Source organism: Pedobacter sp. V48 (assembly GCF_000523515.1).
Classification (GTDB): domain Bacteria; phylum Bacteroidota; class Bacteroidia; order Sphingobacteriales; family Sphingobacteriaceae; genus Pedobacter.
The window spans coordinates 303-21,024 of the sequence record NZ_AWRU01000023.1 but is presented as its reverse complement, the minus strand read 5'-3'; the positions used below and the strand labels follow the sequence as shown (position 1 = coordinate 21,024).

At 41.9% G+C, this 20,722-nt stretch carries 15 protein-coding genes and 2 pseudogenes; 15 read left to right on the top strand and 2 right to left on the bottom strand.

The window, feature by feature from the left end; all coding sequences use genetic code 11:
* Nucleotides 1-153 precede the first annotated feature (153 nt).
* The 6 genes and pseudogenes from N824_RS17655 (at nt 154) to egtD (ending at nt 6,223) form a co-directional block, all read left to right on the top strand.
* The gene (locus N824_RS17655) at nt 154-1,536 is read left to right on the top strand and encodes a mercuric reductase (RefSeq protein ID WP_048906481.1); all 1,383 of its coding nucleotides are present in this window, start codon (nt 154-156) and stop codon (nt 1,534-1,536) included.
* 6 nt (nt 1,537-1,542) lie between these two features.
* Entirely contained in the window at nt 1,543-2,511 is a 969-nt protein-coding gene (locus tag N824_RS17650; protein WP_048906480.1) for an ABC transporter ATP-binding protein, read from the top strand.
* On the top strand, nt 2,504-4,075 hold the full coding sequence (locus N824_RS17645) for an ABC transporter permease/substrate-binding protein (protein WP_048906479.1): 1,572 nt from the start codon (nt 2,504-2,506) through the stop codon (nt 4,073-4,075). Before N824_RS17650 ends, N824_RS17645 begins: the two co-directional genes overlap by 8 nt.
* Nucleotides 4,075-4,425, top strand: a pseudogene (locus N824_RS34400) (DinB family protein); the annotation flags it as partial. The gene N824_RS17645 and the pseudogene N824_RS34400, both read left to right, overlap by 1 nt.
* 257 nt (nt 4,426-4,682) lie before the next feature.
* A pseudogene (locus tag N824_RS17635) lies at nt 4,683-5,234 on the top strand (SUMF1/EgtB/PvdO family nonheme iron enzyme).
* 5 nt (nt 5,235-5,239) lie between these two features.
* Nucleotides 5,240-6,223: an L-histidine N(alpha)-methyltransferase gene (gene egtD, locus N824_RS17630; protein ID WP_048906752.1), complete on the top strand. Its 984-nt coding sequence runs from the start codon at nt 5,240-5,242 to the stop codon at nt 6,221-6,223.
* Here egtD and N824_RS17625 read toward each other — a convergent pair whose 3' ends face one another.
* Nucleotides 6,224-7,312, bottom strand: coding sequence for an aminotransferase class V-fold PLP-dependent enzyme (locus N824_RS17625; RefSeq protein WP_048906478.1), 1,089 nt, complete (start codon nt 7,310-7,312; stop codon nt 6,224-6,226). It lies immediately after the preceding gene.
* A 108-nt stretch (nt 7,313-7,420) separates the two neighbouring features.
* Between N824_RS17625 and N824_RS17620 the strand changes: the two genes are divergently transcribed.
* From N824_RS17620 to N824_RS17605, 4 genes are all read left to right on the top strand, one after another.
* A complete protein-coding gene (locus N824_RS17620) occupies nt 7,421-7,885 on the top strand; it encodes a DinB family protein (RefSeq protein WP_200869904.1) in 465 nt (154 codons plus the stop codon).
* A gap of 30 nt (nt 7,886-7,915) precedes the next feature.
* Nucleotides 7,916-8,296, top strand: coding sequence for a VOC family protein (locus tag N824_RS17615; RefSeq protein ID WP_048906476.1), 381 nt, complete (start codon nt 7,916-7,918; stop codon nt 8,294-8,296).
* 815 nt (nt 8,297-9,111) lie between these two features.
* Nucleotides 9,112-10,854, top strand: coding sequence for an ATP-binding protein (locus N824_RS17610; protein WP_048906475.1), 1,743 nt, complete (start codon nt 9,112-9,114; stop codon nt 10,852-10,854).
* A gap of 549 nt (nt 10,855-11,403) precedes the next feature.
* Nucleotides 11,404-14,289 carry a sugar-binding domain-containing protein gene (locus N824_RS17605; protein ID WP_084498377.1) on the top strand — a complete coding sequence of 962 codons (2,886 nt, stop codon included), beginning with the start codon at nt 11,404-11,406 and terminating at the stop codon, nt 14,287-14,289.
* A 108-nt stretch (nt 14,290-14,397) separates the two neighbouring features.
* Here the strand turns inward: N824_RS17605 and N824_RS17600 are convergent, their stop codons facing one another.
* Nucleotides 14,398-14,751: a hypothetical protein gene (locus tag N824_RS17600; protein WP_235207180.1), complete on the bottom strand. Its 354-nt coding sequence runs from the start codon at nt 14,749-14,751 to the stop codon at nt 14,398-14,400.
* Between the two features lie 655 nt (nt 14,752-15,406).
* On the opposite strand from N824_RS17600, the gene N824_RS17595 reads away from it, so the two are divergent.
* The 5 genes from N824_RS17595 (at nt 15,407) to N824_RS17575 (ending at nt 19,920) form a co-directional block, all read left to right on the top strand.
* Nucleotides 15,407-15,901, top strand: a complete 495-nt coding sequence (locus N824_RS17595; protein WP_048906474.1) for an RNA polymerase sigma factor — start codon at nt 15,407-15,409, stop codon at nt 15,899-15,901.
* Entirely contained in the window at nt 15,888-16,334 is a 447-nt protein-coding gene (locus tag N824_RS17590; protein WP_048906473.1) for a hypothetical protein, read from the top strand. The genes N824_RS17595 and N824_RS17590 overlap by 14 nt, the downstream gene beginning before the upstream one ends.
* A 1-nt stretch (nt 16,335) precedes the next feature.
* Nucleotides 16,336-16,842 carry a DUF4252 domain-containing protein gene (locus N824_RS17585; RefSeq protein ID WP_048906472.1) on the top strand — a complete coding sequence of 169 codons (507 nt, stop codon included), beginning with the start codon at nt 16,336-16,338 and terminating at the stop codon, nt 16,840-16,842.
* Nucleotides 16,843-16,873: 31 nt separating this feature from the next.
* Complete coding sequence (locus N824_RS17580; RefSeq protein WP_084498376.1) at nt 16,874-19,312, top strand: outer membrane beta-barrel family protein; 2,439 nt, start codon at nt 16,874-16,876, stop codon at nt 19,310-19,312.
* 428 nt (nt 19,313-19,740) lie between these two features.
* Nucleotides 19,741-19,920 (top strand): histone H1, encoded by a 180-nt coding sequence (locus tag N824_RS17575; protein WP_048906470.1) that lies wholly within the window; start codon nt 19,741-19,743, stop codon nt 19,918-19,920.
* The last annotated feature ends 802 nt before the right edge of the window (nt 19,921-20,722 follow it).

The following is a 20,722-nucleotide window of genomic DNA, read 5'->3' as shown; positions in this document are numbered from 1 at the left end:
GGATGACCTGATTTGTTCCAGCCCCGCGGGAAAGACCATAGATTCTCGGAGGGTAAGTAAAGTAATGGTGGTAGGTTTTCTTTTTATCGGTAATTGTCTAACCTGATGAAGGTTTTTTATTATTTTAGGTAAATATCTCCTATTTTAATGCATATGAAACATTTTGATGCCATTATCATTGGCTCGGGTCAGGCAGGGACTCCGCTGGCGAAAAAATTAGCGCTGGCAGGAAAAAAAACAGCAATTATTGAAAAACGCCTGGTAGGTGGTACCTGTATCAATGATGGCTGTACCCCAACAAAAGCGATGATCGCTTCTGCACATATGGCCCACAAAGCCAGAACGGCTGCTTTGCTGGGTGTGGAAACAGGCGAAATTAAGGTGGATTTAAAAAAAATTAAAGATCGGAAGGATAAGATTGTGGAATCTTTCCGGTCCTCTTCTCAAAAAGGACTGGAAGGGACTGAAGGCGTAGCGCTGATCTTTGGGGAGGCAAGGTTCTCTGGTAAGAAAGAACTTACGGTTCTCAGTTCAGATGGACGGGAATCCATTTTTACGGCAGACTGGATCTTTATCAATACCGGTGCCCGCGCGACTATTCCTGAGTTGAAGGGTTTGCAGGAGGTGAATTACCTGACTTCAACGACCATTCTTGATCTGGAGCAAATTCCCGAACACCTTATTGTTGTCGGTGGGAATTACATTGGTCTGGAATTGGGGCAGATGTTTCACCGCTTTGGAAGTAAAGTTACCATTTTGGAGAAATCTTCGAGGATTGCCTCACGGGAAGATGAGGACGTTTCTGCTGAACTTACAAAAATATTGCGTGATGAAGGCCTTCAAATCTGGACAGATGCCAGAGTTGATGAAATAGAAAATATAAACGGAAAAATTAGTGTGCGTTTGCGGTCCGGGGATAAAAAAGAGAAAATACTTGCCAGCCACCTGTTGATCGCTGCAGGCAGAACTGCGCAGACAGCATCGCTGGGTTTGGATATTCCGGGTGTAAAAACAGATGAAAAAGGAAATGTTGTGGTGAATGAAAAGCTGGAGACCAATGTTAATGGTATCTACGCCCTGGGAGATGTAAAAGGCGGGCCGGCCTTTACACACATCGCATATAATGACTACATCATTGTCTATGGAAATTTGATCGAAAACGCGAATTGCAGCACTGCCGGCAGACCTGTTCCTTATTGTATGTTCACTGACCCTCAAATGGCCCGCATTGGAATTTCTGAATCAGAGGCTAAGGAAAAAGGGCTTGATTTTTTGGTTGCCAAAATTCCGATGTCCAATGTGGCAAGAGGGGTAGAAACCGGAGAAACCCTGGGTTKTATGAAAGCKGKGGKGGACAGRAAAAGKAAAARAATAYTAGGAGCCTGCATGCTGTCGTCAGAAGGAGGGGAGATAATGTCAGTACTTCAGATGGCTATGGAGGGAGGGATCACCTATGACCGCATCCGGAAATATGTGTTTGCACATCCAACCTATTCTGAGTCCCTTAATAACCTGTTTATGAAAATCAAGGATTAAGCGGAAATGATTACACTAGCAGAGGTCAGCAAGAATTTTGGAAATACACGAGCAGTTAATAACATCTCCTTTACAGTAGCCGATGGAGAAACCCTCGTTTTACTGGGTACCAGCGGATGCGGTAAGACAACCACGCTAAAGATGATTAACCGGCTGATTGAACCTGATGCAGGAACAATCAGCATCAACGGACAGCAGATCAATCGAGACAAACCTGAATTGCTGAGGCGTAAAATTGGCTATGTCATGCAAAATACTGGACTTTTTCCTCATTATACGGTCGCTGAAAACATCGCTGTTGTTCCTAAATTACTGAAATGGGATAAAGAAAAAACCCTGGGACGGACACTGGAACTGATTGAAAAATTTCGCCTCCCGAAGGATTGTATGGAGTTGCTGCCCCATCAGCTAAGCGGAGGCCAGCAACAGCGTGTCGGGCTGGCCAGGGCTCTGGTCGCTGATCCGGATATTGTTTTAATGGACGAACCGTTTGGAGCATTGGATAATGTGACCAGGTCAGGCATCCAGTCTGAATTTAAAGCGCTGGAGGAGCTGAAAAGAAAAACGATCGTGATGGTCACTCATGATGTTCAGGAGGCTTTTGAACTGGCCGACCGCATTTGTCTGATGGATCATGGTAAAATTGTTCAGATCGGCACGCCCAAAGACCTGCTTTATAAGCCCGTTAGTGAGTTCGCCCGGAAGTTCCTGGACAGTCAGCGGCTGGCCCTGGAATTCAAGGTAATAACCATAAAGGACATCTGGGAATTCCTGCCTTTGAAGCTGATAAAAAGTGAAGAGCGTGCGCTTTCTTCTTCCACTGATGTTTGGTCAGCCATGGAAAGACTGAGCTCAGCCGGAGACTATCCGGTTGAATTGTTTTCGGACCTGGAAACAAAACAGGCCAAGCGCATCAATTTTCAGGAACTGAGTACAGCATTCCATTTCTATAAACAGAGGGCAAAGTATGATTGAGCAGCAACAGACTTTATGGAGTTTTATGACCGAGCAGTCCGACAAGTTGCTTACCCAGACTTTGCAGCATCTGGGACTGACGTTTGTCTCGCTGCTGCTGGCGATAGTCGTTGGTCTTCCTCTTGGTATTTTAATTGCCAGGCGAAGGAAACTGGCTGGAAGCGTTTTAGGGATTGCAGGGATATTGCAGACCATTCCAAGTATCGCACTGCTGGGTTTCATGATCCCGTTATTGGGTATTGGTGCAAAACCCGCCATTGTGGCCTTGCTGATCTATGCATTGTTACCGATCATCCGCAACACTTACACGGGAATTGTGGGTATCGACCGGCACATTATCGAGGCAGCAAATGCTTTGGGAATGAGCAGAACACAAGTGCTTTTACAGGTAGAGTTACCGCTTGCCTTGCCTGTGATACTGGCAGGAATCCGAACTGCTACAGTGATTAATGTGGGCGTTGCTACACTCGCTTCATTTATCGCTGCCGGAGGATTAGGCGAATTTATTTTTGGAGGTATTTCCCTGAACAATAGTAATATGATTCTGGCAGGTGCTATTCCGGCTGCGCTATTGGCCGTGATTTTAGATCTGCTGTTATCGGGAATACAAAAACTTGATTTCAGGAAGCTACGGAAAATACGCTTTTTATTTCCTTTGTTCATCCTGTTGGTGGGTGGTTTTTATATGATTCCTGCAACATCTGATACCAGCCTAAGGGCTGGTTTTACGCCGGAATTTATGGGCAGAATGGACGGTGATCTGGGCTTAAGGTCCATTTATGGGCTTAAGATTCATACCACAGTGATCAGCGATGCGGTGATGTATAAAGCCGCTTATGAAAAAGAATTGGATGTGATCAGTGGATACTCAACAGATGGAAGATTGAAGGCTTTCGGTCTGACGATTCTAAAAGATGATAAAGGTATATTTCCGCCCTATTATGCCGCGCCAATTGTCCGGCAGGCATCTCTGGAAAAATTTCCAGGTCTTAAGGCTGTGCTTAATCTGCTTGCTGGAAAAATTAACGATTCGGTAATGACCGATCTGAACTACAGGACGGATTACCTGAAACAGACTCCTGAACGCGTCGCAAAGGATTTTCTGATCAGTAAAGGTTTGTACAAAAGTCCGCGCAACGGACACGCTGGTACCATCCGGATCGGCTCAAAGATTTTTGGTGAACAGTACATTCTGGCCGAAATGTATCGTATGCTGATTAAAGGTAATACCGATTATGAAGTGGCAACCAAAACCGGACTGGGAGGGACTAAGATTTGTTTTGATGCGCTGAGGAATGACCAGATTGACTTTTACCCAGAATATACTGGCACGGGACTGCTGGTTCTGCTTCAGCCTGATCCGGAGCTGGTCAAAAGCATCACCCGCGACAAAGATCGGACATATGAATATGTGAAGCGTGCCTTTCAGAAAAAATATCAAATCCAGTGGCTGACGCCAATAGGATTCAACAATTCCTATGCTTTGATGATGCGGGCCAAACAATCCAAAGTCTTGAATGTTACTACTATCACAGCACTTAAAAATTATATAGATCACAATTGATGTCATTTTTCGAACAATACGCACAAATCAGGAAACATACCGAGCAGATTTGCCTGCCATTGCGGACCGAAGATTATGTAGTTCAACCGATTGTTGATGTCAGTCCTCCAAAATGGCACCTGGGTCATACCACCTGGTTCTTTGAGACCTTTCTGTTACTGCCGTTTGCTGAGAAGTATCAGGTTTACAATGCGGATTATAATTATGTGTTTAATAGTTACTACGAAACCATTGGCAACCGTGTGATTCGTACCGACAGGGGTAATCTGAGCCGACCGGATGTGAATGAAGTTTATCAGTATCGCGCTTATGTGGATGAAGCAATGCTAAAACTTCTGCAGGGTCCGATCTCCTCAGCGCTGGAAGGCCTGTTGCAGATTGGCTTCAATCACGAGCAGCAGCATCAGGAACTTTTGCTGACTGATATCAAGTACATTCTTGGGCATAATCCGCTCTTTCCGGTGTATCATTCTGCTGAAACTAAAGCTAAGNNCGGRANASCSTCSWRTRNNNGGGANAWGANTSTMSWTCWCKGWRGKSGYYNTATSAKWWMRRAMAWANCARKAGAGGAMKWKYKWWNNTCGATAATGAACTGGGAAGGCATAAGGTGTATCTGCATGATTTTTCAATCAGTTCTGAACTGGTGAGCAATGGGGAGTATCTTCAATTTATGGAAGAAGGTGGCTATAGCAATTTTAATTACTGGCATGCTGAGGGCTGGGACTGGGTGAAAAACAACCACATCACCGCACCGATGTATTGKYMYKWTMTNKARMACAGTTGGTATAACTACACACTTGAAGGACTCAAGCCTGTTGATCCGGATGAGCCGGTCGCACATATCAGTTATTATGAAGCATATGCATATGCCTGCTGGGCCGGTTTCCGGCTCCCTACAGAGTTTGAGTGGGAAGTCGCAGCGACGAAGCTTAAGTGGGGGAGTCGATGGGAATGGACCGAAAGCGCTTATTTGCCCTATCCGGGGTTTAGCAAGGCACCAGGGGCAATAGGAGAATATAACGGAAAGTTTATGGTCAATCAAAAGGTGCTTCGTGGTGCTTCAGTGGCAACTCCGGCAGGGCATAGCCGAATTACTTACAGAAATTTTTTTCATCCCCATTTAAGATGGCAGTTTACGGGGATAAGACTAGCCAAATGATTGATATGAATACAACTACTCGTACTACTGAAAAATCATCTCCTGTTGAGTTACAATTCATAGCGGATACGATTGCGGGGCTCAAAGCATCGCCGAAATTCATGCATTCCAAATATTTTTACGACGAGCATGGGGATAGGCTCTTCCAGCAAATTATGGATATGGATGAATATTACCTGACCAATGCGGAAATGGATATTCTGAAGAACTACTCGGGAGAAATTGCAAGGGTTATTTCGGCAGAAAAAACTCCCTTTGACCTGATTGAGCTGGGTGCTGGTGATGCAACCAAATCAATTCATTTACTCAGAGCACTTGTTGCACGGGAATTGGAATTTAGTTATTTGCCAGTGGATATCTCTGCTCATGTGATCGGTGAGCTTGAAGACAAATTGCCGCGGCAGCTGCCCTCACTGGACATTAAAGGACTCAATGGAGACTACCTGGACATGCTTGGTAAGGTTTCATCGTTTTCCGGCCGCAGAAAAGTAGTTTTATTCATGGGGGCAAATATCGGGAACATGCACCCTGACCAGGCGGTGAAGTTCTGCGCAGAATTAAAACAGTCCCTGTCTAAAGGTGACCTGTTGATCATTGGTTTTGACTTGAAGAAAGACCCACGGCAGATATTAGCGGCATATAATGATGCCGCAGGAATTACCCGCGCATTTAACCTTAACTTGCTTGAACGAATTAACCGGGAACTCGATGGTGATTTTAATCTCGGGGATTTTGAGCACTATGCGAGCTATGATCCCGAGACGGGTAGTTGTAAAAGTTACCTGATCAGTTTAACAGATCAGCTGGTTCACATTGGAGAAAATGAAACGATTCAGTTTTCCGAGAATGAACCGGTCTTTATGGAAATTTCACAAAAATATTCAATCGAAGAAATCGAATCGTTGGCCGCAGGTTCGGCATTCCGGTGCCAGCAGCATTTTTTTGATGAAAATAGTTACTTTGTCGATTCCATCTGGGTAGTTGAATGATCAGAGCGCTTGGGCGTGCTCATCCAGAATCTGTAAAAGAAGCTCCAGATCCTTATCTGTATTGTAAAAATGAAACGAGATCCTGGTACCGGTCCCTCGGTTAGAACATATAATCCGGTTAGCAATCAATTTCTGGAATGTGTCCGGCTGTAATGGAAGATTCATAAGTGTTGACTGAATTTTACGGCCAATCAGGGAATCTGAAATCAAGCCTCTTGAATAAAATGCTGCTCTGGCTTTTTCACAAACCGACTGGCTGATTTTTTCGATGTTTTCCAGTCCGATGGATTGGAGGTAAAGCACACTTTGATTTAAGCTTCCAAAGTTCAGGGTATCCAAATGTCCCGGCTCAAAGCATAGTGAGAGGAAGTCTTTTCCCTTCAGGAATGGAGCGGTTGGGAGTGGCGTGCTCGTCCTTTGCTGGTAAATGCGTTCTTTCAAATGGTCTGATAACATGACGAAGCCATTTCCATAGCCTCCTAGCATCCATTTGTAGCCACTGGAAATAACGGCATCCATACCTGAAGAATTAAAGTCGAAAGTCGCAGTGCCACAGAATTGGGTGCCATCGCCTATGATGATCAGTTCGGGGTGGCTGTCCTTGATATCCTTTATAAACTGAGGATCTATTCTGATCCCACTGATATATTGAACGATGCTGAAGGCAAAAACGCTCGGCTTGTATTTTTTGATTGCTGCTAATATTTGATCCTCAGGATTAGGACTTATCGGAACATCGGCATAATCAAATCCCCTGCTGATCACCGGATAGTTGACCGAAGGATAATCTTCTGAAAGCAGCAGGAAACGGTGACTTTTTTCCAGCCCATCCAGTAAGGTATTGAAGCCGATGGAAAAATTAGGAACTAGGTAAGTATTATCTAGTTTAGATTTAAATAGGGTTGATAAGTTCCGGCGAAGCTCCCCCATGATGATACCATGGTTGGCACGCAGATCGCTTCCACTGATGAGGTAGTCAGCATCATGTTTGTTTCTCCATTGCTGCAACGGTCTGGATAGAATTCCCGCGTTGGCGGTGTTTAAATATGCGCAGGTATCGAGGATCGGAAAAAGGGTCGAAAAGCTCATTTTCAAATGTAAACGAAATTTGATTAAGTTCGAAAGTGAAAAACTTTAACCTTACTGAGTTGTATATTATCTGGAGAATGCATGAAATACTCAGGCATATCAACGTATATGGAAATTTTAATCAATGAACTAAAACACCTTTTAGAGGGCGGTGGCGCGCATGTCGGATTAAAAGATGCGACTGCAAATATCCCGTTTATTTTGCTCGGGGAAAGGCCACATCAATTACCTTATAGCATCTGGCAGCTTGTGGAGCACATTAGGATTGCGCAATGGGATATGCTGGAATTCAGCAGGAAGGACAACCACAAATCGCCGAAATGGCCTGAAGAATACTGGCCCAAAGAACTGGCGCCGGCGGATATATCAAGCTGGGATGCCTCCTTGAGGCAGATTGCTGAAGATTTAAATGCATTTCTAATTCTGCTGCAAACAGAAAATCTTTATGACCCGTTTTTACATGGCAGCGGACAGAGCCTCCTGCGGGAAGCGCTTCAGATTGCTGATCATGCAGCCTACCACATTGCTGAGATTGTTGTTGTTAGGCGTTTGCTGGGCATCTGGAAACCGTAGTAGCGAATCATCATTTTAAACCCAAATACTATGTTACAAAATTCAAAAGCATTTAGTTCTTTTTCAGCCAATGATCTGGAAAAGGCGAAAGAATTCTACCAGTCCACCCTGGGCCTTGATGTAAGAATTGGCCAAATGGATACGCTTGAACTTCATATCACAGGTTCCATTCCTGTTCTCATTTATCCAAAACCCGATCATGTGCCGGCGACTTTTACAGTACTCAATTTTCCTGTCGAGAGTGTTGAAGGGGCAGTCGATCATCTGGTTGAAAAAGGAGTTCAGTTCGAACATTATGATTTTGCGGGGCTCAAGACAGATGAGAAAGGGATCTTTCGTGGCGATGGACCGGTCATCGCCTGGTTTAAGGATCCTGCAGGAAATATCCTTTCTGTGTTGGAAACAGGTTAAGCGCTTGCTTTGGAATTAAATGCCAAATACTGAAGATTTTAAGTATCCCAAGGGAAGTATGAAAATTCCCGGTATGCTCGCGTAACCGTGAATCTTAATCTCAGCTCGTCATTTAAATTGCCGGTGCTACCGGGAATTCAACAAGTTGCAGGTGGCTCAGTGATTGTTGCCAAAGGCAACTTTGATGTAAAATATCTTCCGTTATTTTGAGCGAAAGTGCAACAGCCAAATTAAGTCTAGGGTGGGTAGTTTATACACATTGACTACTGAGAATGCAGTGTTAAAGATGAGTGGTAGTTCAAATGAGCATACCTTGATCGAAAGCAGTATGGGGAATGTTAAATTAGATGGTTTCTTATACATATAAAACAGAAGCTCCATGTAGTCGCTTTTATTTGAAATTTTTTTATGTTTAAGAGGAAATCCCTCAAGATAAGTTCAACCATCATGCTACGCCAAAATTCGGGTGTGTACCCACCTTGTCCTGTTTATCGATGTATTTTAATCGATTCTTATGACAGAACGCATTCTCCGATTTACGTTGACCAGGTGGTGCGACAGTTATTGAAGGAAAAAGGATGTCAACGCAATTTAATCTGCTTGCTTATTGAACAAAAAAAATAAACGAACCTGTTAAATGGTCTAAAAAACACTGTAAATGTTCAAAATAGTTTTGTCTGTTGAAGATCATATTATACGCTGAGATGCCCGCAGCTGTCCATACGAATTTTAAACGTTAGGCTTTTTAATCCTGCATATATACGCTTTGCCAGAGGTTTGCTAATTTCGCTTATCTAACTATGAACCCTTAAATAATGATAAATAAGCGATTGCTGAAAATAAAATCGCTGCTAATTCCTATTGGCAGTACAACGATATTCGAGGCCCAACTTAAGTTATTTTATCTGATGCTCGGTGCGAATGTATTTAAAGGGGGGATTTATTTATTTGATGCGTATCAATATCATCAGGGCGACGGCAGCGGAAGGGCATTACGCTTGATTTTGACTTCAATATTGATGATTGTTGCGCTGCGGATCTTCCCCAAAATGCTGAAGGCAGGTATTTTTTACGCAGTTTCAGCAACTGTTCTGCATGTGTACTACCGGGCATTTAATCAGGACGTAGGGGCGGATACCATTACGCTTCAGGCAATTGTGATGGTGATCATTTCCTCCTTTTATGGTCTTAATGCCAGATGGGGGATATTTTATACGATTATCGCCAGCGCGGCACCTATTTTGTGTCATTACGTTCACTTCAGGTGGGATACGTTGGAGCCCTTACCTGAAGCGCTGAACGATATCTATATTGGCATTAATTTTTTTGTTATTCTGATGTCTCATGTATATTTTCATCGTGTACTTTTTGGAAACTTGCACGCAAAAGAAGTGTTGAATAAAGAGCTTAAGAGAACTGCGGCCAGTAAGATGGACTTCCTCTCTACGATGGCACACGAGCTACGCACCCCGTTAAACGCGGTGATCGGTATCGCCAATCTGCTGGTGGAAGAGAATAAAGGCCAACAGGAGCGGGCGCATTTGGACGTATTGAAATTTTCGGCGGCAAACCTGTTGTCTCTGGTTAACGATATATTAGATTTCAACAAACTGGACTCGGGAAAGCTCGAATTGTACAGTGCGCCTTTTAAGGTTGATGTGTTGATCAGTTCAATTTCTTCGAGTATGATGCCTCAGGTTAAAGAAAAATCATTGCTGCTTCACCTGGATTTGGATCCGCGTATCAAGGAGGTAAGTTATGAAGCGGATGCGACAAGGCTAAGTCAGATCCTTTTCAATGTGGTGGGAAATGCGGTCAAGTTCACCGAAAAAGGTTCGGTTTCAATAGATTTGCTGCTGCTCGCCCGCGAAGAAAACGGTGATTTAATCCGTTTCAAAATCGCGGACACGGGAATCGGAATTAAACCCAGTAAACAGCAGCTGATCTTTGATCCCTTCATGCAGGCCTCGACCAATACGACGCGCAAATTTGGCGGCACAGGATTGGGGCTGTCCATTGTGAAGCAGTTAATTGAGATGTTTGGCAGTGAGATTCATTTAGAGAGCAAACCAGGAAAAGGTACAACAATCTATTTCGATTTGTTGTTAAGACATGCTACCAACATTGTGCCCGCTGTAAAAAATCCTGGCGAATCTGACGAGGTTCAGCTTAGCAAGTTGCGGATTCTGCTGGCCGAAGATAACTTGATGAATACCTATTTGATGCAACAGCTGTTTCAACGCTGGAACATTAAAGCGGATGTTGCTGAAAATGGTGAGCAGGCAGTTCAACTGGTTATCGAAAACCAATATGATCTGATCTTAATGGATGTAAATATGCCTGTAATGAATGGCTTGGAGGCTACTTTGCGCATTCGCAAACTAGATGATTCGTCTAAGTCCGGCATTCATATTGTCGCACTCACAGGGGAGGCATCTGAAGAGGTTAGAGCAAAGCTAACGGACCATGGATTGAATGATTACCTTCCCAAGCCATTTAAAATGGAAGCGTTAAAGAAAAAATTAATTGATGTTGCCCTAAAGCTTGAAATCAGGTAAGTTATTTTATCGATATAAATGGGAATAATATATGATCTTCTTTGCTTTCGATGTCATGCAGGCCGTCAAACTTCGTGATCTTGCGCTGTGGTTTTGATCGCAAACTTTTAGATTGAGGCTAAGCGTTTATTTTAGGATTTAATTAACTTCGGGACCCCATTCGGCATGATATGAACCGACAGCAAATTAGGCCTAAAGGGGCAAAAAATGCAGTAATCGCGGTTTAGAAAGTGATATTGTCCATCAAAACCGTTTATTTGTCCATTTATATTGCACATCTTGTACCCTAATTTAGAGCGCCAAATATCAATAACATGACTGCGAACTCATCCTGAACAGATTTTAAAGGATAATATCCAATCAAGATATGTTTCAGAAAAATTTCAGGCTGTAATTCCCGTGTCCCAACCAAATCTTAAAACAAACCTTATGAACAGGAAAATTACTAACCTAATTTACTATAGTTTACCCCAGAAAGAAATCAACAGTAATCGGTTAATTACCCGGAATCCGGCTTCGTAGCTGAGCGTAATCCAATTTCAAATACAGATGGACAAGAATAGCAAACTTTTAAATTATACGCTGGCAGCGCTGTCAGTGGTCATCATCACAGCATGCGGTGCCTTTGCTCAGATAAAAGCGGAGAAGAGTGCCACAATAGATCTGGCAGGCACCTGGCTGTTTCAGACTGACTCCCTGGATCTGGGCATTTCTGAGAAATGGTACAGTACCAAACTCAGGGAAAAAGTAAAGCTTCCGGGATCAATGACAACCAATGGTAAAGGCAACGACATCACTGTGCATACACCTTGGACAGGCGAAATTGTAGACTCATCCTGGTTTTCAAAACCTCAGTATGCTAAGTACAGGAAGCAGGGAAATATAAAGATTCCTTTCTGGCTGCAACCGGAGAAATACTATAAGGGTGCGGCCTGGTATCAGAAAAGCGTTACTATACCCGCATCCTGGAAGGGCGAATGGTCGGAGCTTTTTATTGAGAGAAGCCACTGGGAAACAACAGTTTGGGTAGATGATACCAGAATAGGAATGGAGAATAGTCTGGGTACAGCCCATGTATTCCAGTTGAAAGACCGGCTAACACCTGGTAAACACGTGATCACCGTGAGGATAGATAACCGCGTAAAGGACTTTAATGTGGGAATGAACTCTCATAGCATCACTGATCATACCCAAACAAACTGGAACGGCATGATTGGAACATTACAGCTTAGGGTCAGACCGAAGATATATGTTTCAGACCTGCAATTATACCCAGATATTCACGCCAGACTGGTAAGAGTGAAACTTAAAGTTAACAACCCTACAGGAGCTAAAGGCATCGCGCAGCTGAACTTATCGGCAATTTCTTCTAGGGCAGACGCTCGACGGTTAAAGACTTTAGTAAAGGACGTGGTGCTGAAAGGAAAAAGCGTTGAGCTCAGCCTGGTATATGCAATGGGTAGTCATCCTTTGCTTTGGAATGAATTTCATCCCGATCTCTACCGTTTTACCGTCAATCTAAAAACCGCCCTTAACAATCTGCCGGATCAACAGGAGCTCCTATTTGGTATGCGTGAGTTTAAGACCAGGGGCACACAGTTTATCATGAATGACCAGCTTACATTTTTACGGGGCACCCTCGACTGCGCTTCGTTTCCAAGAACTGGTTATCCGCCTACGGATTTGGCCTCATGGCTCAAAAGTTTTAGTGCCATTAAAAATTATGGTTTAAATCACGTCAGGTTTCATTCCTGGTGTCCGCCTGAAGCAGCTTTTGCGGCAGCTGATCAACTGGGAATGTATCTGCAGATAGAATGTTCCTCTTGGGCTAGCACAGATGCTGTAATAGGTGATGGAAGGTCATTAGATGAATATATCTACAAAGAAAGCGAAAGAATGGTGAAAACTTACGGGAACCATCCTTCATTCGTGATGATGACTTATGGCAACGAGCCTAGCGGTAAAAATCATGTAACTTACCTTACAAAGTTTGTCAACTTCTGGAAAGTCAAAGACACAAGGAGACTGTACACTACCGCTGCAGGCTGGCCTGTAGTTGATCAAAACGATTACAATAACACTCCGGACCCCCGCATCCAGCGCTGGGGTGAGGGATTGAACAGTATACTGAACGGCCGGAAACCTTCGACATCGTATGACTGGAGTGACATCATATCCAAGTGGAAACAGCCGTCGGTAAGCCATGAAATTGGTCAGTGGTGTGTCTATCCGGATTTTAAAGAGATGAAGAAGTACTCCGGCATCCTGAAACCGAAGAACTTCGAGATCTTTCAGGACAGATTGAAAGAAAACGGAATGTATATGTTAGCTGACAGTTTCCTGATAGCTTCTGGGAAATTACAGGTCCTCTGTTACAAAGCTGATATTGAAGCCGCCCTGAGGACTCCTGGCTTTGGCGGTTTCCAACTGCTTGGATTAAATGATTTTCCAGGACAGGGAACTGCCCTGGTAGGAGTACTTGATCCTTTCTGGGAAGAAAAAAATTATGTGACCGCGGCTGAGTACAGACGTTTTTGTAATGCCGTTGTACCATTAGTCAGGCTTCCCAGCATGATTTATACCACCAGTGAGCAGTTGGTGGCACCGGTTGAAGTAGCAAACTTCGGAGGAAAAGCTCTTGCCGGTGCTAAAGTAAGCTGGGCCATCTCTAAAACTGATGGCACCTCCCTCTACCATGGTGAATTTAATCCGGTAGATATTGCATTGGGTAACGGTCAGCATATTGGCACGATCCGCCAAAAATTCAGTGCCGTTCAGTCTGCAGGACAGCTGCTTTTAACGGTAAAAATAGGATCGGCAGAAAATTCGTGGGATATTTTTGTCTATCCCGCCGTTCTGCCTGATGTTTCAAAGGAAGTGCTGGTAACGCAGATATTGAATGATGAAGCTGTCGACAAGCTAAACGGTGGTGGCAAAGTACTGCTGACTTTAAAAAAGGGATCTGTTAAACCGGAGATGGGCGGTAATATCAAGGTCGGTTTTTCAAGTATCTTTTGGAATACAGCTTGGACGAAAAGTCAGCCCCCAACCACACTAGGTATCTTGTGTAACCCTGAACATCCTGCCTTTGCTGCATTCCCAACAGACTACCATAGTAACTGGCAATGGTGGGACGCAATCACCCATTCAAGCGTGGTAAGAATGGATGTTCTCAGTAAACAAATCAAACCTTTAGTGAGGGTAATTGATGATTGGGTTACCGCCCGACCCTTGGGTTTGATATTTGAATGTAAAGTTGGCAAAGGAAGCCTGATAGTTAGCGCTATTGACCTGCTGTCTGATCGTGATCAGCGTCCAGAGGCAAGACAATTATTATTTAGCCTGCAGAAATATATGGAGGGAAATGCTTTTAGACCGGAAGTATCAGTGGATATAGCCGACATCCAAAAGCTCATTAGTGAAAATAGCTTATAAGCATTAGAAGATATCAACTTGGTGATTTACTTCTTTATTGGTGTTGGATGATGCCTGTTGGCAGATTCTTGCGTTAGTAAACTTAATCCTGACTTGGATATAGGATTATTAAATTTCAGACCGGCCGGATTGTCGGTTCACTTTGTAACTGTACAGGTCAAGCTCTTTCCATTGGATGTAGCCAAGATTACCACAGCATTTAGTCACATGATTCTGAATATGAACTGGTACATCGTTGACAGTCTTCCAGCGGACAGCATATTTGCTGTTATAACTCATGTAGATGACAAGGTCTTCACAGCCTTTTTCGTCGGTGAATTCCCGCTCAAGATACTTTTGTAGCTCTCCAGCCATGGTAGTAAGACGGTCATTCATTACCTTGACCAGGGGGGTACCAGGCTTTGGCATTACATCTATCATAGGGAGTACGGTAACGGCTATCATCTGCGATCTTTGTCGCAATATGCCACTTTATAGAGAATCTGCAAATTAAAATTTTAACGCTGCTAATAACCCGTTCAATACAAGCCAGATAAATTAAATAGCCCGGGGACCGACCGGCGCTTTCTACAAACTTTAGGTGTATTTAAGCCCCCTTTGACAAATCATCCCGCTGAGCAATTTGCAGGAGGTAAAACCATAAGACGTGATGGATTTACAAAGTATTTAGTCATGAGGCTAAAATTGAACCGGATGAATGCGGCGGGGCTGTTTTTGATATTAATTGCCGTTTCTGCGGCATTAATATCTCTCGTTCCAGTAGAACAACTACAATTGTTGTTCCTACAATTGTGATACTGCACATGATTGAGAATTATTTAATCACTTTAACCAACTACACACATAATATATGAAGAAAATATTAGTATTTACCCTAGCAATAGAAGAGCTTATCGCTTTTGAATCCATGAGTCCAAATCCTTCAGTACTTCGGTCCTTAAGCATCATCTGACGAAATTATATTAGTTAGTGCCAGGCAAAGATTTCTGATCAATGAAATACCCACCTAATAAAAGGGTAGTTTAAAAATGTTATCCAGCAAGATATGGCATTGCAAAAGAACTATTTAAAATAATTGTAACTTTTGACCGCCCAACATTGTCTCCTACACAAATACATGGATACTGAACGTTATAAATATTTTCTAAATAGTCACAGTAAGCTCTATCGTTTTGCGTTGTCTTTGACAAAGGATATAGATGATGCCAAGGACATTCATCAGGAATCATTAATGAAACTCTGGCAGCTGAGGGATGAATGGACAAACTGGGAAAATTTTGAAGCTTACGCAATGCGGATAGTACGTAATACTTTTCTGAATCATTCTAGAAAAAAAAGCAGTCAGAGGTATACAGCTTTGGAGGATATTACGGAAGATCTTTTGCCTAATGATACGGACAGAGAAATGATATTGACCGATTTAAGAATGCGGTTTAATGCGTTGATCAACAAACTGCCTGAAATGCAGCGGAACATTTTGTATCTGCGTGAAATAGAAGAAATGGAATACAAGGAGATCAGCCAAATACTGCAAATCACGGAGTCGCAGGTTAAGGTTTATCTGTTTAGAGGAAGACAATACTTAAGAAATAAAATGCATGGAAAAAGATAAGATGATGTTGCTGCTTGAAAAATATTGGAGGGCAGAAACTACAATTGAGGAGGAAAGACTAATTAAGCGGCATTTTGCAACGCAGGAATTAAATGATGAGCGCTCAGGAGACGAAAATTGGTTTGAAGCAATCAAAGACTTTAAATCGATAGAAAACAATGAAGTTTATATTACAGAAATAAGGCCCAAGAGCGGTGGTCAGCTGGTCAGCCTCAGTGCGCTATTAAAAGTCGCTGCAACGATAGTGCTGATTGCAGGTATGGCTTTTTTTGGGTTAACCTATAACAATAAATTACAAGCTAAGAGAGATTTGGCTCTTCAGCAGAAGGCAGAGGCCGGGTTATTTTCTATTTCAAAGGCACTTAATCATGGCTACAATGGCCTTAATGAGGCTACAGAATCGATGTCAAATATTAAATCTCTAAAACAATAATATGAAACCTATAATTCTTTCCATATATTTTCTACTAGCCACTACTGCATTTACGTTCGGCCAGGGGAAAACTGCATCTCAAACCAAAACGATGATCGACCTTTATTTTAGCCGTTATTCCGATGAGCCAAAATATGAGGTAAACACAATGGGTGAGGCCATGGTAAAGCGCACCAACGAGATGGGCATGTGGGCACATCCTAGTATTGCACGCATTATGAAACAGGTTAAGGTCTATAAGTATTTAAATTTTAATAGTTCAGCACAACATTCGGAAGAAATAGTTAGCCAAATAGATAAAGCGGTAAACAAAGGCAACTTGTATAAAGAATATTTTAGGTGGGAACTTAATGACAGAACATCTTCGGTCGTTTACACTCGTGGTAAAGAAAACATCGTCACCGAAGTAGTTTATTTTACAATCAGCGCTAAGAAAATACACGTCAGTTGCTATGTAGGCGACAATATCGATTTGGAAAGCATCCGCTCTCTTGTTTCGAATAAATAACCAAACAATCAAATCATCTTAATTCTAAATTATGAAAAGATACTTTTTTATCTTAATGGGACTCTTATTGCCTTTTTTTTCCATTGCTCAGTTACAATCTGGTCTTAGTTTAAATATTCTGGGGAAAGTAGTTGATAACCAAACAAAGCAGCCTTTAGCGCTTGCAACAGTGACAATGTATGATTTAAAAAAGGATTCAAGCGTGGCCGCAACCGGAAGCACGGGTCCGGATGGTAACTTTTCTTTTAAGCTTAAACCAGGCTTATACCTGGCTAAGATCAGTCTTGTTGGTTACATCAGCTCAACGAGCAAACCGTTTGAAATTTCTAACTCAGACGCTAAACAAGACTCATTATTGTTCAGCATGCATAAGTCTCAAAATGAACTTAAAGAAGTGGTTATAAATGGTGCAAATAGAACCATTGAGTTCATCCCTGGCGGTTATAAATTTAATGTAGATAAGGTCATTGGAGTTACAGGTAGTGTTTTTGAGCTGCTCAGGCAGGTTCCCGGAGTAACTATAGATGGCACCAACAGCATAAAACTTCAGGGTAAAGGTCCTACTGTATTTGTTAACGGCCGGAAAGTGAATATGACAGGTGACGATCTGGTGGCTTATTTAAAAAGCATATCCGCAACACAGGTGGCTGATGTTGATGTCAATATCAATCCAAACGCTAAGTTTGATGCCGCAGGTGAAGGTGGAATTCTTGATATTAAACTCAAACAACACCGGGTTCCTGGATTTTATGGAAACATCTCTTCAAATATTTCTACACTGGTCATTACGGACAATAGTACCAGTATCAACTTCAAGCAGCGCAAGTGGGATATTTTAGGCAGCTACAGCTATACGTATAGAGAAGATTTTTATCATAGGGAAAACTATTATGAGAACAGAAGTTTGCCAGATTCGATTTATATTTTCAGACAAAAAAGTGCATCAGACCGCACACAGAAAAGCAGTTACCTTAGAAGCGGGGTTACCTATGAGATTGATTCAAGTAGTTTAGTAACTTTCAATTTCTTTGGCGCAAGGTTTAATTTAGGTAGCACTAACCATTTGACTTCAGAAATATTTAACAGAGCTAATATATTCCAAAATAATTATTTACAAAATGAAAACAACCTTACGCACAATAACTTTTATATCAATGACCTGCTGTATAAAAAAACTTTTAAAAATAAGGATGTCCTGAACTTAGGATTCAATTATTCCAAATACAGTAACCGGTCAGATCGAACATTTAACAGAAGGTTTTACGATATCAATAATCACCCTGTTTCTGACAGGTATGAAGATGACAGGATGATAAACACCCTGCGGCCATACAATCTTACAGCCACTAACATTGACTATACAGCTAATCTCAGTAAATCTATGAAGCTTGAGGTTGGAACTAAATTTACCCATACCAGTACAGGCAGCTATTTTATCAATGCAGTTTACGATACGCTGACCAACATTTACGTTAACGACCCTATTTTGTCAAATAGGGTCCATTACAGTGAAAATATCACTGCCGTCTATGGACTGCTGTCAGGAAAAATAAAAAAGCTTAACTATCAGCTGGGTTTGAGGTATGAGGACTTTAATTATAGTTTAACTTCGCCTTCGTTGACTGCCCCATCAAGCAACCGCTATGCTAATTTTTTCCCAAGTCTTAACTTGTCTTTTGCTTCCAGTGACCGTCGATCCAATTATTCATTAAATTTGGGCAGGCGTATTCAAAGGCCCGGATATTCGATGTTAAATCCCTTCCTGAATGTAATATCGTTAGGGCAATATACCAGTGGAAATCCTTACCTTAAGCCCTACTTGATCAATAAAGGGGAACTTCAATTTTCAAGAAGTTACGGGGATGGGAATTTCTTTATGGCCTCTTTATTTGCATCCAGTTCCAGCAACATCTACAGCGCAGTATTCAAATACGATCCGGTAACAAATATGAATTTTGATACTTACGAGAATTTTAGGAGTACACAACAGTATGGCGGTTATCTAGTTTTCCAAAACACAATAACGAAATGGTTCAATTTAAACGCTTATTTAGCCGGAACTCAGTCAACTTTCTCTACAAATATTTCAGATGATATTTTATTCCCTGGTAACTTTTCCTTTACCGGAAATTTAAGCCTGAATTTTACAGCAAAAAGTACCCAGTTTCAAGTCTACGGATATTGTGTGACCACAAACAATTATTTTCAGCTTAAGAATGCAACAAATGGTAATATAAGTATAGCAGTSCWRMGAAAGCTCTTTAAAGGCCGTATGACAGCCTCCTTGAACTTTGAAGATGTTCTCAATATTAACCAGTTTCCTGTTACAGTTAATACTACCAATGTATATATTCATTCATTGAATAAGCTGCAATCGCAATATGTTCGATTGGGTTTAAACTACGCGTTTGGTAAAAGTTTTAACAGTAAAAGCCTAAAGGATTTGAAAAAAGATGGCCGAATTGATTAGAAATCAGTTAAATGCTTCTCTGGGTATTTCGACAGAAAGGCGATTCCGCTCACCGAAATACAGATTTGAAACGTTGAAACCTACTGGTGCTATTTCGTCCGCCAGCAGCTTTATGGAATAAAAATATTAATGCATAATGGAGCCATAATTAATTATACCACATTTTCTGTCTTGTGTTGATCCGGCCAGCTTCGGGAAAGCTTATTTGGTGCAGTATATTGATTTTGTGAAGTAGTATTTTTGTTTTCTTTCCTGTTGCACTGTTCTTTTAGCACAAGGATTAAACTGGTCTGAATGCAATAAATGGCATCATCGGGGTAAAGACTCAGTTGATTGCTGAAAAAAACAATGTAAAAATTTAATATGTTTGTCCCCGGCTTTTAAAGGCTGGCTAAATGTTAGTTACACAAGCTTAATTATTTTAAAAAATGGAAAAATTCACAAAGGTTAAAGAATTGTTGGCTTCGGTTGAAGCAGATGTTGAAAAATTTTACAATGCAGGCAACAGCGCTGCCGGTACAAGGGTAAGGAAAGCAATGCAGGATCTGAAAAACTTAGCTCAGGAGATCCGTGCTGAAGTGACTGAGAAGAAAAAATCGGCAAAGTAATTTAATCAATGTTTTGGGAATAAAAGGATCTGTATAACGGATCTTTTTTTGTTATGTCCCTTTGCTTTTATTGATTTATCCATGCTTTTCTCAATGCGAGCTGTGCTGTGGAAGGGTGCTTGATTTCGATAACAGTTTTCGCGGATTCATCATAATCAAAGCCCGCTTGCTGCAAGTACGCTTTCAAAAGGATCGTTTGTCCTTCTTCGACATAAGCTTTAAAAAACTGACGGATCTCGGGGAAGGTCAAAGCGCTAATTACATCAAATAAGTCTTCATCGTTAAACGCTTTTTCAGAACCGTATTGCTAACTAGTTTTTGCATTAACTCCTGGGTTCCAAGCTTTGGTAAAAATTCATATACTGATCCTGTCTTTTAATTGCACTGGTGCTCATCTCGGTCATAGACAGTTTATTGTCGAATCCTTCCATGCCCTTTATTTTTTCTTCGATCTTTTTGGCAAACTGCTGAATGAGCCAATGGTATCTAAAAAATAATTACAGCCGTTGGTCGAATTTTTTAGGGAGTTTGTCGTGAGTTACACGATGCTGGTATAATACGCCGAATTTAGCTGAAACGAAAGGGGAGTAGTGACGTCTTATTAATAAAAACAATAAGAAAAATCCTAAAACATAAAGTCATGAAAACCCTAACAAAAGCACTATTCGGAACAGCATTAGCAGCAATCTTTTTAACCTCTTCGGCAATGACAACTTTAGCTGCCAATAACATTGAAATTACTTCAGTAAAAACAACTTCAAAAGGAATCAACAGAATTTGGGTTGCGGGAAATGTGAAGATT

Coding starts and splice junctions, on each gene's coding strand:
- N824_RS17650 (WP_048906480.1), top strand. CDS start 1,543: ATGATTACACTAGCAGAGGTCAGCAAGAATTTTGGAAATACACGAGCA.
- N824_RS17645 (WP_048906479.1), top strand. CDS start 2,504: ATGATTGAGCAGCAACAGACTTTATGGAGTTTTATGACCGAGCAGTCC.
- egtD (WP_048906752.1), top strand. CDS start 5,240: ATGAATACAACTACTCGTACTACTGAAAAATCATCTCCTGTTGAGTTA.
- N824_RS17625 (WP_048906478.1), bottom strand. CDS start 7,312: ATGAGCTTTTCGACCCTTTTTCCGATCCTCGATACCTGCGCATATTTA.
- N824_RS17620 (WP_200869904.1), top strand. CDS start 7,421: ATGGAAATTTTAATCAATGAACTAAAACACCTTTTAGAGGGCGGTGGC.
- N824_RS17615 (WP_048906476.1), top strand. CDS start 7,916: ATGTTACAAAATTCAAAAGCATTTAGTTCTTTTTCAGCCAATGATCTG.
- N824_RS17610 (WP_048906475.1), top strand. CDS start 9,112: ATGATAAATAAGCGATTGCTGAAAATAAAATCGCTGCTAATTCCTATT.
- N824_RS17605 (WP_084498377.1), top strand. CDS start 11,404: ATGGACAAGAATAGCAAACTTTTAAATTATACGCTGGCAGCGCTGTCA.
- N824_RS17595 (WP_048906474.1), top strand. CDS start 15,407: ATGGATACTGAACGTTATAAATATTTTCTAAATAGTCACAGTAAGCTC.
- N824_RS17590 (WP_048906473.1), top strand. CDS start 15,888: ATGGAAAAAGATAAGATGATGTTGCTGCTTGAAAAATATTGGAGGGCA.
- N824_RS17585 (WP_048906472.1), top strand. CDS start 16,336: ATGAAACCTATAATTCTTTCCATATATTTTCTACTAGCCACTACTGCA.
- N824_RS17575 (WP_048906470.1), top strand. CDS start 19,741: ATGGAAAAATTCACAAAGGTTAAAGAATTGTTGGCTTCGGTTGAAGCA.